Annotated in this window: 15 protein-coding genes and 2 other annotated features (1 of these 17 only partly in view); all 15 genes read right to left on the reverse strand. The window is 34.8% G+C overall.

The annotated features are described in order from the left end of the window. Positions 1–5, reverse strand: a binding site (T-box leader); it reaches 246 nt to the left of the window's first position. 87 nt (positions 6–92) lie between these two features. The 15 genes from mprF to radA all read right to left on the reverse strand — a co-directional run bounded on the left by mprF (position 93) and on the right by radA (position 13,213). Continuing rightward, the gene (gene mprF, locus AC0GLR_RS05375; RefSeq protein WP_495604446.1) at positions 93–2,642 is read right to left on the reverse strand and encodes a bifunctional lysylphosphatidylglycerol flippase/synthetase MprF; all 2,550 of its coding nucleotides are present in this window, start codon (positions 2,640–2,642) and stop codon (positions 93–95) included. A gap of 122 nt (positions 2,643–2,764) precedes the next feature. After that, positions 2,765–3,130 carry a 50S ribosomal protein L7/L12 gene (gene rplL / locus AC0GLR_RS05380; protein WP_495604447.1) on the reverse strand — a complete coding sequence of 122 codons (366 nt, stop codon included), beginning with the start codon at positions 3,128–3,130 and terminating at the stop codon, positions 2,765–2,767. Between the two features lie 35 nt (positions 3,131–3,165). Next, on the reverse strand, positions 3,166–3,678 hold the full coding sequence (gene rplJ / locus AC0GLR_RS05385) for a 50S ribosomal protein L10 (protein ID WP_495604448.1): 513 nt from the start codon (positions 3,676–3,678) through the stop codon (positions 3,166–3,168). A 25-nt stretch (positions 3,679–3,703) separates the two neighbouring features. Next, positions 3,704–3,821, reverse strand: a sequence feature (ribosomal protein L10 leader region). A gap of 55 nt (positions 3,822–3,876) precedes the next feature. Further along, positions 3,877–4,569 (reverse strand): 50S ribosomal protein L1, encoded by a 693-nt coding sequence (gene rplA / locus AC0GLR_RS05390; protein ID WP_495604449.1) that lies wholly within the window; start codon positions 4,567–4,569, stop codon positions 3,877–3,879. 99 nt (positions 4,570–4,668) lie between these two features. Further along, complete coding sequence (gene rplK, locus AC0GLR_RS05395) at positions 4,669–5,094, reverse strand: 50S ribosomal protein L11 (protein ID WP_495604450.1); 426 nt, start codon at positions 5,092–5,094, stop codon at positions 4,669–4,671. A 125-nt stretch (positions 5,095–5,219) separates the two neighbouring features. Next, a complete protein-coding gene (nusG, locus tag AC0GLR_RS05400) occupies positions 5,220–5,774 on the reverse strand; it encodes a transcription termination/antitermination protein NusG (protein WP_054646384.1) in 555 nt (184 codons plus the stop codon). Between the two features lie 113 nt (positions 5,775–5,887). After that, positions 5,888–6,067 (reverse strand): preprotein translocase subunit SecE, encoded by a 180-nt coding sequence (gene secE, locus AC0GLR_RS05405; RefSeq protein WP_495604451.1) that lies wholly within the window; start codon positions 6,065–6,067, stop codon positions 5,888–5,890. Positions 6,068–6,079: 12 nt separating this feature from the next. Beyond that, on the reverse strand, positions 6,080–6,229 hold the full coding sequence (gene rpmG, locus AC0GLR_RS05410; RefSeq protein WP_495604452.1) for a 50S ribosomal protein L33: 150 nt from the start codon (positions 6,227–6,229) through the stop codon (positions 6,080–6,082). 15 nt (positions 6,230–6,244) lie between these two features. Continuing rightward, positions 6,245–6,862 carry a sigma-70 family RNA polymerase sigma factor gene (locus AC0GLR_RS05415; RefSeq protein ID WP_495604453.1) on the reverse strand — a complete coding sequence of 206 codons (618 nt, stop codon included), beginning with the start codon at positions 6,860–6,862 and terminating at the stop codon, positions 6,245–6,247. Between the two features lie 163 nt (positions 6,863–7,025). Beyond that, the gene (locus AC0GLR_RS05420; RefSeq protein WP_495604454.1) at positions 7,026–7,550 is read right to left on the reverse strand and encodes an NYN domain-containing protein; all 525 of its coding nucleotides are present in this window, start codon (positions 7,548–7,550) and stop codon (positions 7,026–7,028) included. Positions 7,551–7,563: 13 nt separating this feature from the next. Further along, the gene (gene rlmB / locus AC0GLR_RS05425) at positions 7,564–8,316 is read right to left on the reverse strand and encodes a 23S rRNA (guanosine(2251)-2'-O)-methyltransferase RlmB (RefSeq protein ID WP_495604455.1); all 753 of its coding nucleotides are present in this window, start codon (positions 8,314–8,316) and stop codon (positions 7,564–7,566) included. Then, on the reverse strand, positions 8,306–8,731 hold the full coding sequence (locus tag AC0GLR_RS05430) for a Mini-ribonuclease 3 (RefSeq protein ID WP_495604456.1): 426 nt from the start codon (positions 8,729–8,731) through the stop codon (positions 8,306–8,308). The genes rlmB and AC0GLR_RS05430 overlap by 11 nt, the downstream gene beginning before the upstream one ends. Further along, a complete protein-coding gene (gene cysS / locus AC0GLR_RS05435) occupies positions 8,732–10,150 on the reverse strand; it encodes a cysteine--tRNA ligase (RefSeq protein WP_495604457.1) in 1,419 nt (472 codons plus the stop codon). A 113-nt stretch (positions 10,151–10,263) separates the two neighbouring features. After that, on the reverse strand, positions 10,264–11,754 hold the full coding sequence (gene gltX, locus AC0GLR_RS05440) for a glutamate--tRNA ligase (protein WP_495604458.1): 1,491 nt from the start codon (positions 11,752–11,754) through the stop codon (positions 10,264–10,266). Between the two features lie 76 nt (positions 11,755–11,830). Next, positions 11,831–13,213, reverse strand: a complete 1,383-nt coding sequence (radA, locus tag AC0GLR_RS05445; RefSeq protein WP_495604459.1) for a DNA repair protein RadA — start codon at positions 13,211–13,213, stop codon at positions 11,831–11,833.

Raw genomic sequence — 13,213 nt, forward strand, 5'->3', positions numbered from 1 at the left:
TATTTGATTTTGTTATTAAGAGTTTAACTAACAAAAACCGAACTGTCAACCATTAAAACAAAAAAGTTTCGGAAATATTCCGAAACTTTTTGTTATAATCTATTTGGTCGTTCGTTAACAACTTCTAATAATTGCAGCATCGTAAATACCAATGAATTATTTTTGCGATAGACAAAATATTTTGATTCCCATTTATCAACATATTTTTGTTTATAAGAACGTAATCCTTGGAAACTATAGAATGCATCGCCATATTCGTAAATCAAATGAGCAATTTTATCATTAATAAAACTAAACCTTGAATTACCAACATTAGCAAGTGGTGCCATTCCCAGGTTAAACCATTGATAACCTTCATCCATGGAATATTTAAATAAATCAATGAAAATAGCATCCATAATCCCAGAAGGTGCATCATCGCCTGATCTCATTAAATCAATTGATGTCATTACATGATCTCCGGTAGGCATAATATTTGCAAATGCAACAATATGATCATCTTTATCACTAATTACAGCCATTGGCGCTTGATTTAAATAATATGGATCAAAGAACCCGAGTGAAAAACCTTTTTCATCACGACCTTTTAGCCATTCATCAGAAATTTTCTTTAATTTATCCATTAATTCCGAACTAAAAGGCGGTTGTAGGATTTCAAAATGAAATCCTTCCCGATCAAATTTATGCATTAAAGCTCGCTCGCCACGATGTCTTTTACCAGATAAAGTAAAGTTTTTTAAATCAACTTGACCTTCTTCACCAGCTTTAATAAAATCAAATCCTTTATCGTGTAACAACAGGGTCAATGATTCGCCAACTTCATAAAATACTAAAGTCAAATCGATATTATCAGCATCAATCATAAATTTATCAATGGCTGCATTTAATTTATCTTTATTTCCAAACGGCTCACCCATCACAATCAGTTTATTAGCTTTTTGTTTATACATAAAAACAACCTGATCTTTTCCATCTTCAGTATAAAAATATACTTTTTTATCACGTAAAAAGACCAAATGACTAACTTCATTACCACCATATTCTTCAATAACTTTTCGAACTCGTTCTTGATCAAATGGTTGATATAGCCAAGACGTATTAGAATAAGTTAAAAATCGATATAAAGCGTACAAAATACAAATTGCAATAATAAAACCAATTAGTCCAACAATCCAAACTTGTTGTGATGGTAAAAGATGTGCATTACTAACTTTGATTGGAGAATGACCATTTCCCATATATACTCCAACCAAACAATAAACTGCAAAAGCAGCTAAAAAGATGGCTGCATCGGTAATCAATGCTCCCCATGAATAAGTTAATCGTTTTCGATACATTCCTTTTCTAGCAAACCATAAACAAATTAAAATAAAACACAAAAAGATTGCTAAATGAAGAGGAAAGTCTTCTTTCCATAAGGTATTTCCAATTGCAAAAATCAATAAGGCAACCGTAGGCCAAAAAGCTTTTCTAACTCGTGAACCAACGCCACGAGCTAATCCAATTAGTAAACATCCAATAATTACATTTGAAAGCTGTCCTAAAAAGTACAAAGTAAATGGTGCTAATGATAGATACAATGGATTAACTAACACGACGTTAGGAACCGTCGCTAATAAAATCATCATAATCCCAGAAAAATACATAAACACCGTAATAATCAGTTGAGATGAACGCTGAATAATATTATCGGGAATTTCATCTAAAAATTTATTAAATCGTTGCCAAAGTTCATGTGCAAACAAGACAATTCCAATTGCAAAAGGAATAAAGTAATAAAAGACTCGATAAAGTAAAACCCAGACTGTAGCAACAGTGGGTGAAATACCAAGTACTCCTAAGCCTAAAATCATGGTTGCATCAAATGTCCCTAGCCCACCTGGCAGCATCGAAATTACACCAATGACATTGGCAGCAACAAAAAGTGGAAAAACATTGATTAAATTAATATGCAGATGCATAAAACTACCAATAATTAAAAATAATGCTCCACAAGAACCCCATTCTAAACATGAACCAACAATTAGTTGTACTTCGCGACTAATGGTTAAGTCAGCGAAAAATTCTGAATTGTTTAATCTTGTTACTATAAAAATAATTGGAAAATAAATTCCACCGCCTAGTAATAAAATCCAATAACCAGCAAATTGATGACCAATACCAAAACCAAAAATTAATACTAATGAAACTAAACAATAAGTTGATAGACCTGCTAATAAGAACAACGCAATTTTAGAAATACCATACAAGATTTGTTTTTTAGTAGCATCTTTGCTATAAAAACTAGCCCGTAAACTAGCTCCCAAAAATCCTCCAAAACCAGCAATATTTGTAAAAGTATTGGTAATCCAACCACTTTTAATTACATATAATGGTTTAAACTTACCTGGTAAAAATTCTGTAAAGGTAAAATCATAAATCAACATTGGGGTGACAGCTAATAGTCCTAATATTGTCATAATTAGCAAATGCAATGGTGATTGCGAAGCTAAACTCTGTTTCATTTGTTGGCCATTAATTTGTTTTAAAATGTCATGCGCTTCAAAAATAACAAATCCAATTACTACAATTAGAAATACAATTTTTATAATATTAAGATATTTATTGAATAAATCAACTATTTTTTTTGCAAATTTTTTCAAAGGTTTCCTCCAAAGTTTATGGTCGCCTTAATTATCTCAATTTAATTCAAAAGTAACAACCATGATAGTAAAAAAGGATGTGTGAAATACACACATCCTTCTTTATTTTATCTAAAGTTAAATTATTTAAGGGTAACTGTTGCGCCTTGAGCTTCAAGTTTTTCCTTGATGTCGTTAGCATCATCTTCAGAAAGACCTTCTTTAACAACTGATGGTGCACCATCAACCATTTCTTTACATTCTTTCAAACCAAGACCAGTAATTTCCTTAAGAGCCTTGATAACTTTAATTTTACCAGAACCACCTGAAGTTAATTCAACATCAAATGAACTCTTAGCAGCACCGTCGCCACCTGCAGCACCTGCAGCAGCAACTGGAGCAGCAGCTGAAACATCAAATTCGTCTTCGATTGCCTTTACCAAATCATTTAAATCAGTAATTGAGGCATCTTTTAATTGTGCAATAATACTATCTTTATCAAAAGCCATTTTATATTCCTCCTATTAGGACATTAATTTTTAATTTAAGCAGCGTCGCCATCGTCTGTTTCTTTTTCTGCAACAGCTTTAACAGCATATGCAACTTTACGAACAGGTGCTTGTAATACATTAGCAAGTGTTGCAAGTAATTCTTCACGACTAGGCAATGTAGCAAATTCGTTAATCTTATCGATTGGAGCAACTTCACCTTCAATAATTCCACCCTTAATTTCAAGAGCATCGTTATCATCAGCAAATTTCTTCAAAATCTTAGCAGGGGCAACTGGATCCTCATCTGAGAATGCAACTGCACTTGGTCCATTAAAAATATCTTTCAAATCTTCGTAACCACTCTTATCAGCAGCACGTTCTAAGATTTTGTTTTTAATAACCATTAACTTAACACCACTTTCACGTAATTCCTTACGTAATTCGGTGTCTTGTGCAACTGTCAAACCACGTGAGTTAACTACGATTGCTGAAACAGCTTCTGTAAAGTCATTAGCAACTTCGTCAACCTTCTTGGCTTTGGCATCAATAACTTCTTTCTTTGGCATAAAATTCACCTCCCAATGTATTTTGGGACCTAATAAAAAATCCCTATGCTCGCCAAAACATAAGGAAAAGTCGTTAAACTCCTCGGCAGGTATGATTAAGGCAATTAAGCCACCTGAGTCTTAGGCGATTCATATTCAATTAACAATTTATCATAATGATAAAAATTAGTCAATCAGGGATTTATTTAGATCAAAACTTTAAAATGATTCTGGTGTAACTTTAACGCCAGGACCAAATGTTGATGATACAGAAATATTTTGAATGTAAGTTCCGTGAACTGAAGCAGGACGGTTCTTAACTAAAATATTTTCAATGGTCTTAAAGTTTTCTACTAATTTGTCTGGATCAAATGAAGCTTTACCAATTGCAACAGCAATGTTTCCATCACGGTCAGTACGGTAAGTAACTTTACCAGCCTTAGCATCCTTAACGGCCTTTTCAACATCCATTGTAACTGTACCAGTTTTAGGGTTAGGCATTAATCCTTTAGGACCAAGTACTCGACCTAAACGACCTACTTGAGCCATCATATCTGGAGTAGAAACAGCGACATCAAAGTCTAACCAACCATCCATGATTTTTTGAGCTAAATCTTCTTCACCTACGACATCTGCACCAGCAGCTTCAGCTTCTTTAGCTTTTTCACCCTTAGCAAATACTACAACTTTTTGATCTTTACCAGTACCGTTAGGTAAAACTACGGCACCACGTAATTGTTGATCAGCTTGTTTAGTATCAACATTTAATTTAATAACAACTTCGATTGAATCATCAAAGTTAGCACTATCTAATTTTTGAACGAGTTTTACCGCTTCATCAACAGGGTATGCTTTACTCTTGTCGATTTGTTCAGCAGCATCTCTATACTTCTTACCTCTTTTACGAGTCATGTAACTTCCTCCTTGCAAATGTGGTTATGACGGAAAGAAAATCCTCCCACTTTCACGCACTACCTTTTGATAGTACAGCGTCCTACAACATACTAGAAATTAACCTTCAACAGTGAATCCCATACTACGTGCAGTACCTTCAATCATACGCATAGCTGCTTCTACATCAGCCGCGTTTAGATCTTGCATTTTGGTTTCAGCAATTTCCTTCACTTGGTCTTTTGTAACTTTTGCGACCTTCTTAGTGTTAGGTTCGCCAGAACCTGATTCAACTCCGGCTGCTTTCTTTAAAAGAACAGCAGCTGGTGGAGTTTTAGTTACGAAGTCAAATGAATGATCTTCATAAACAGTAATTACAACTGGAATCAACATTCCTGCTTGATCAGCAGTACGTGCGTTGAAATCCTTTGTAAATTCCATGATGTTAACACCGGCTTGACCTAATGCAGGTCCAACTGGTGGAGCAGGTGTTGCTTTACCCGCTGCAATTTGTAACTTTACGATATCAGCTACTTTTTTAGCCACGAGACATACCTCCTTAAGTCCGTGTGTGGTAAATGAAGACTAAATTTCTTCTCCCACGTTGATTATGCATAAATACACTAGAATAATATAACATATTAAAACATTAGAAACAAGTATACTTATTTTTACTCATGAGCAATTGGTTTAACTTGATTAAAATCAAGCTCAGTACTAGTTTCTCTACCAAACATATCAATATTAACTTTTAACTTGCCCTTCTCATTATCAATACTAGTAATTTTGCCAGAAAGATCTTTAAAAGCTCCTTCAGTGATGGTAACTGTATCACCAACTTGACTGTCAAGCGGTTGTATATTTTGTTTCATGCCAAGGTTTTCCATTACCCGATCAACTTCGTCTGGCAATAATGGATTAGGTTTTGAACCTTGTCCATGTGATCCAATAAATCCAGTAACTCCAGGAGTATTTCTAACAACATACCAAGCTCGGTTGGTCATTACCATTTGTACCAAAACATACCCAGGGAAGGTTTTATCCATCACAACTTTGTCTTTTCCGTTTTTCACTTCATGTTTTTCCGTTTCTGGAACAACAATGTCAAAAATGAAATCTTGCATGCCCATTGAATCTCTTCTTGATTCAAGATTTTCTTTAACTTTATTTTCATATCCAGAATAAGTATGAAGAACATACCATTGTTTTTCGACTGATTCTACCAATTTGAACTATCTCCTTCACTTAAATCAAAATACATTTAAATCAAAATAAAAAAACCTCGCGCACACGAAGTTCTTAAAATAAACTATAACAGAATTTAATTCGATTCGCTAGTTTAACCCAATCTAAGCAAGATAGTTTCTAATCCCCAATCAATCAGACCTAGGAAAATAGTGAAAAAGATAGTTGTACCAATAACCGTAATAGTATCAATTCTAGTCTGTTTTGGACCAGGCCACGTAACTAACTTCATTTCTTTTACAACACTCTTTAAAAAGTTCCATAAACGTTTCATACTCAAATCTCCCTAGCGCGTTTCTTTGTGTAATGTGTTTTTACCACAGTGTTTGCAATATTTTTTTAGTTCTAATCGTTGTTCACGTTTACTACTGCCATTCATGGTGTAGTTTCTAGCGCCACAAACAGAACATTCCAATGTAATCTTCTTTTGAGACATCAACTACACTCCTCTTTATACGCACTTAACTTTATCATCAATTATCTCAGTCGTCAAACAGGTTTGTTGGCGATACTTACGTCTGCAACGTAATAATGCACTATTAACTTTAGATACTGAAACTTGTTGTTCACTTGCAATTTGATCCAGAGAAGTATGTCTGAGTGCCGAAACCAAAACTTCTCGTTCAAACCTGGAACAGTTTTTACAGACTAATGAAACATTTTCATAAAACTCACACATTGAAAGCGGATTAAGTGCGGTTTCATCTTGAATTGTTTCGGCATAAAATTCAGCATAATTACTGAATGAAGCTTGCATCCGAGCTGGAACTCTCTTTTTCGCCCGCTTTTTTCGCAAAATATCATATAAGCGATTTCTCAAATTAGTTTTATAAAAACTACCGAAAGTCACGCGTTTTTCAAAATCGTACTTGCGAATCGTATAATAAAAAACAATGGCTGCTTCCTGTCCCCAATCACAAAGTTCCATATCGTTAAGGTAAAATTCATTCCAAAGTTTTAAATAAACTGGTGAAAATTGATGAAACAAGATTTCAAAACTATCATCATTTATTTGTGCATCAATAATTAATTTTGGATCACACTTACAGTTGGCATTTGCAAAATTCATACTATTCTCCCGTGAAAACGTTTTTTTATAAACTTACTTAATAAACCAGTGAGCTCACAAGAGAACGATTGTTCAAAAACTCGTTTAATCCTTGTACCAATTAAAAAACATTTCAAAACAGCTAATAAATAAACATAAAAAAATAAGAATTAGTGAAAATCCACTAATTCTTAGATAATTTATCCCGTAATTCACTTAAATTTTTCATTTGTTGATCATTAAACGAAATACGATTCCTCGTTTTTTCATGATAATAATTTTTAGTAATTCGTTTAATCTCTTTTTTAGCCAATTTAACGTCTCGTAACAAATCTTGACCCGAAACGCGTAAGGCACCAGCACTGAAAATTGTCCACTGCTCTGCATGATCACTAGTTGCCACTTCTACTTGTGTAAATAATGACTGTTCATGAGCTGCTAGTTTCTCAATATAACTATCAGCAGTTTCATCTTTACTTGTCCACACTACTTCTAAGTTTTTTCGTTTCGATGATTTAGACAAACCTGGCACATACATCGCATCAAAAACCACAATGATTTCTTTTCCACTATATTTTTGATACTCAGATAGTTCCTTTAAAAGTTCATCTCGTGCCTCGGGAAGCTGATTGGTCAACTTCATTTGGTTCAAATGTTGCCAGCTGCCAATAATGTTATACGCATCAACAATTAATAGTTCTTTTTTCATTCTTATTCCACCTTTAAAGCGGATGTCTAGAATTAAAACCCTGATACATTAATAAACCTGCAGCCACAGATGCGTTTAAACTTTGAATATCACCTACCATTGGGATAGTCAGCATTTCATCAACTTGTTTTTTCAACAAGGGTGAAATCCCTTTTCCTTCACTACCAATAATTAATACCGAGGCTCCTTTAGCATCCCAGCGACGATAATCTGTTCCTTGCATATCAGTTCCAAAAGCCCAAACTCCACGTTCTTTTAAATCATTAACAGTATTCACTAAATTAGTCACTCGAGCTACTGGTACTCGTTCAATTGCACCAGCAGACGTTTTGGCAACTGTTGAAGTTAAGCCCACTGCCCGATGTTTGGGAATGATTAGTCCATGAACTCCGGCAGCATCAGCAGTTCTTAAAATAGAACCTAAATTATGTGGATCTTCAACGTTATCAAGAATTACAAAAAAAGGTGGTTCATCATGTTTTTTTGCATTTTCAAATAAATCATCAATCGTTGCATATTTAAAAGCTGCTACTGCCAACATAACTCCTTGATGATTTTGATGATCTGACATTAAATCTAATTTTGATTTGGGTACATTTGAAATAACCAAATGACGTCCTTTAGCAAGGGTCAAAATTGTTCGGATAGTTTCGTCATCTTTACTAATTCCTGATTGTAAAAAGACCTTATTAATATCTTGATTGGGGTTTCTCAATGCAGCTACCACTGGATGTCTACCAATGATAAAATCTTCATTATTTTTCATAAATTACTCTCCCGATATCCACTTGTTCAATACACCATTGTGCTAACTCGTCTAAACGATCTTGCTGATTACTCAATGATAAAAATCCAAACAAGGCTTCAAACCCAGTTGAAACACGATAAGTAACCACACTAGTATTTTTAGCATGAGTATAACTTTTCGCATTTCGTCCACGCTTATAAAAATACCATTCTTCTTCATTTAATTTTTCATCTTGTTCCATCAATGCAATTAAACCAGCTTGAGCCTTAGCAGAAACATATTTAGTTGCTCGTCGTTGTAGTTGGTTCGGGCGAGTAATGCCATTGTCTAACAAATGTCTTCTTACATATACCTCATAAACTGCATCGCCTAAATACGCTAACGTGATTCCGTTTAATTGACGGAATTCAAGATTTTGTTCTGTTTCATTCATTTATGCTTTGTTTTCCCTTCTAAATCGGGTTCCTTGCGGGGTGTCCTCTAAAATAATTCCTTGTTCTTTTAATTCTTCACGAATCTCATCGCTACGAGCAAAATTCTTATCAACACGTGCTTGATTTCGCTCTTCAATTAAATTTTCAACTTTTTGATCACTAAATGAACCAACCTTTAAATCTACTCCAAAAATTGAAGTCAATTGTTGTAATCTTTGCATAATTAATTTGATTGTATCTACAAAAACCACCGGACGTTCTGAATAAACATTACCTAGTTTAGCTAATTCATAAACTTCAGTAATCCCGTTCTGAACGTTAAAGTCATCATCCATGGCATCTTGAAAATCAGCTTGAATTTGACGAACTTCCTGATCAACTTTGGGATCATTATAATCATCAGCATCTTGTAAGCGATAATTAAGATTACGATAAGCAGTTTGAATTTTACTTAAATTCGTGGTCGCTTCATTAATTCCATCCTGACTAAAATGAACCGGACGTCGATATTGAGTCGTAGACATCATAAAACGTAATACTTCAGGATCGACTTTTTGTAACAAGTCATGCACAGTCACAAAATTACCTAATGATTTACTCATTTTCTCATCATCATCGCCAACTGTTACAAAACCATTATGCAACCAATAGTTAACAAATTTTTCTCCTGTTTTTGCTTCACTCTGCGCTCGTTCATTTTCATGATGAGGAAATTCTAAATCAATACCGCCACCATGAATATCAAAGTTATTCCCTAAATATTTAGTGGACATTACTGAACATTCAATATGCCAACCTGGGCGTCCCTTGCCCCATGGAGAATCCCAAGATATTTCTCCTGGCTTTGCTTTTTTCCATAATGCAAAATCAATTGGATCTTCTTTTTGCGTTAACTCTTCTTTAGATACATGCTGACTGGCACCGCTTTCTAGAGTATCTAAATCTTCATGACCTAATTCGCCGTAAGTTTTAAACTTTCGAGCACGATAATAAACGTTGCCATCAACACTATAAGCATAGCCTTTATCAATTAAATCAGACACAAATGCAATAATATCAGCAATATTATCAGTTGCCCGTGGATTTTTGATTGCAGGTTCCACATTAAGTGCCTTGGTATCTTCAAAATAGGCCTTAATAAACTTATCAGCCAATTCGGAAACCGTAATTCCCTGTTCAGCAGCTGCTTTAATCATTTTATCGTCTACATCAGTAAAATTTGAAACATAATTCACGTCATAGCCAAGATATTCAAAATATCTTCTAATTGTATCAAATGCTACTACACTACGAGCATTACCAACGTGAATATAATTATAAACTGTTGGTCCACAGACATACATACTAACTTTTCGGGCCTGAATTGGTTCAAAATTTTCTAATTTATTAGTTAATGAATTATATACTTTTAATACCATGAACGATTACCTCCACTTACCTTTAACAGCTATCATATCACAATAAAACGATGATTTCCCAAAACAAAAGGCCTAGTTTATTTACTAGACCAATCATTTAAAAAATATTTTATTTATTTGTTAATTTGATCCAAAGTTTGTTGCAAATGCTGCAAAGTTTTATCACGACCGATTAATTCGATTGATTCTGGAAGTTCTGGTCCTTCCATTTCATGGGTAACAGCAATTCGAATTGGCATCCATAACTTACGTCCCTTAATGTCTGTATCTTTTTGAACAGCTTTAATCGTTTTTAAAATTTCAACTTTATCAAAAATTGGTAATTGTTTAATTTTTTCCGAAAATTCATGTAAAACAATCGGAGCAGTATCATTACTGATTTCTTCTAAAGCTTCTCCTGTAACTTGGTCAGGTTCAGTAAAGAAGACCCCCGCCATTTCGTTAATCTGAGCCATATAACTCATTTGTTTTCGATAGACATCGATTAATTTACGCGCCCATTCAATGGTTTTAGCATCTGGGTTTTGAGGAAGATTACCTGCTTTAATCAACTGACGCAATGCAGCATCAACAATCACGTCTTCGTCAGCATCTTTAACATAGCGATTATTAATCCATTCTAACTTCTTACCATCGAAAGTGGCTGGTGATTTACTCAAACGTGATTCATCATACATTTTAATAAATTGTCGTTTAGTAAAAATTTCGTCTTCACCAACTGGCGACCATCCCAATAAAACAATGAAGTTAAACAAAGCATCGGGTAAATAACCTAGTTCGTGATATTGTTCAATAAATTGCAAAACAGTTTCATCACGTTTACTCAACTTCTTACCCGTATCGGCACTAATAATCAAACTCATATGTCCAAATTTTGGTGCCTGCCAGCCAAACGCTTCATAAATCATTAACTGTTTAGGTGTGTTAGCAACATGATCATCTCCACGGAAAATATGACTAATTTTCATATTGTGATCATCAGCAACTACTGCAAAATTGTAAGTAGGCATTCCATCTCGTTTGACAATCACAAAGTCCCCACCGATAGTATCGGAGTTAAAGGAAACATGTCCTTTTACCATGTCATCCCATTCATACGTTTTATTCTTTGGTACTCTAAAACGAATAACTGGTTTTAATCCCTTAGCCTTAGCTTCATCAATCGCTGCTTGACGTTCTTCAGCAGTCATTCCCGCAAATTCATACTCATAATGAGGCATTACTCCACGTGCTTTTTGTTCTTCACGTTCTGCTTCTAATTCTGCTTCAGTTTTGTATGAGTAATAAGCTTTATCTTCATCTAGTAGTTGTTGAATTAACGGATCATAAGTAGCTTGACGTTCCGATTGGCGGTAGGGACCAAAGTCACCACCAACATCAGGTCCTTCATCCCAGTCAAGTCCAAGCCATTTTAAATTATCAAGCTGACTTTTTTCCCCATCAGTTACATTTCGTTTAGTATCTGTATCTTCAATTCTAATAATGAACTTGCCCTTGTAGTGGCGAGCAAATAAGTAGTTAAAAATTGCAGTTCTTGCGTTACCAATATGCAAGTGTCCCGTTGGACTAGGTGCATAACGAACACGAATCTTATCATTTGCCAATATAATTCTCTCTTTTCTTTATCTATTTATTGTTAAGTTTACAATTATCAAGCCTAAAAATAAAGTCGTCTTGATACTATTTTTTTAATGAAGTCTTTAGAGCTTCACGTAAAGTAGTAACACCCACAACTTCAATATTATCCGGAACATGAAGTCCATCCAAATTATGTTTAGGTACAATTACTCTTTTAAAGCCTAATTTAGCTGCTTCGCGAATTCGTTGTTCGATTCGATCTACTCGTCTGATTTCCCCAGTCAAACCTAATTCGCCAATATAACATTCTCGTGGATCAGTACTAATATTTTCATAACTAGAAGCAATACTAATCGCCATTGCCAAATCAATTGCTGGTTCGTTTAATTTAACACCACCAGCGGCTTTTAAATACGCATCTTGATTCTGCAACATCAAACCAGCTCGTTTTTCTAAAACTGCCATAATTAATGATACGCGATTTCGATCAACTCCAGTAGCTGTGCGTTGTGCATTTCCAAATACAGATGGGGTAATTAATGCTTGAATTTCCACTAAAATGGGACGGGTTCCCTCCATAGCTACAACAATTGCAGAGCCAGTTGCGTTTTGTAATCGCTCTTCTAAAAAAATTTCTGAAGGATTCGCCACTTCATGTAAACCAGTATCTGCCATTTCAAATATTCCTAATTCATTGGTAGATCCAAATCGATTTTTCACGGCTCGTAATAAGCGATATGAATGATGTTTGTCGCCTTCAAAATATAAAACCGTATCAACCATATGTTCTAACGTTTTAGGTCCAGCTATTGCTCCGCCTTTAGTTACATGGCCTACAATAAAAATTGTAATATTATTGGTTTTGGCAACGTTCATTAAATCAGCAGTTACCCCGCGAACTTGTGAAACCGAGCCAATAGCAGAAGCAACTTCGTCTTCTCGCATTGTTTGAACTGAGTCAACAATTACGACATCAGGCTTAACATTTGCAATTGCTTCTCGAATTGCTGTCATGTCTGTTTCTGGAAAAACATACAAATTATCATTTTGGTCAACTTTTAAGCGGTCGGCTCTCATCTTAACCTGATCTGCACTTTCTTCTCCAGTTACATATAAAATACGTTTTCCAGCCTGACTTAACTGTCCCGAAACCTGTAGTAATAAAGTTGATTTTCCAATCCCCGGATCACCACCAATCAAAACCAATGACCCAGGAACAATCCCACCGCCTAATACCCGGTTTAACTCATTAGATTCAATCTGAAAACGAGGTGCATCGTGGGCGTCAACATCATCAATTAATTGAGGACGTGATTTTTTTCCTTCAAATGAAACTCGACTGGTGTTAACCTTTTGTGGATCGGCTTTAGTTACACTTTCTTCTTCAAATGTATTCCACTCACCACAATTAGGACAACGACCTAAGTAATTAGGAGAAATATAGCCACAATTTGAACATACAAACTGAGTTTTTGTTTTACTCAT

This window comes from Fructilactobacillus sp. YLN 2412 (assembly GCF_059488745.1).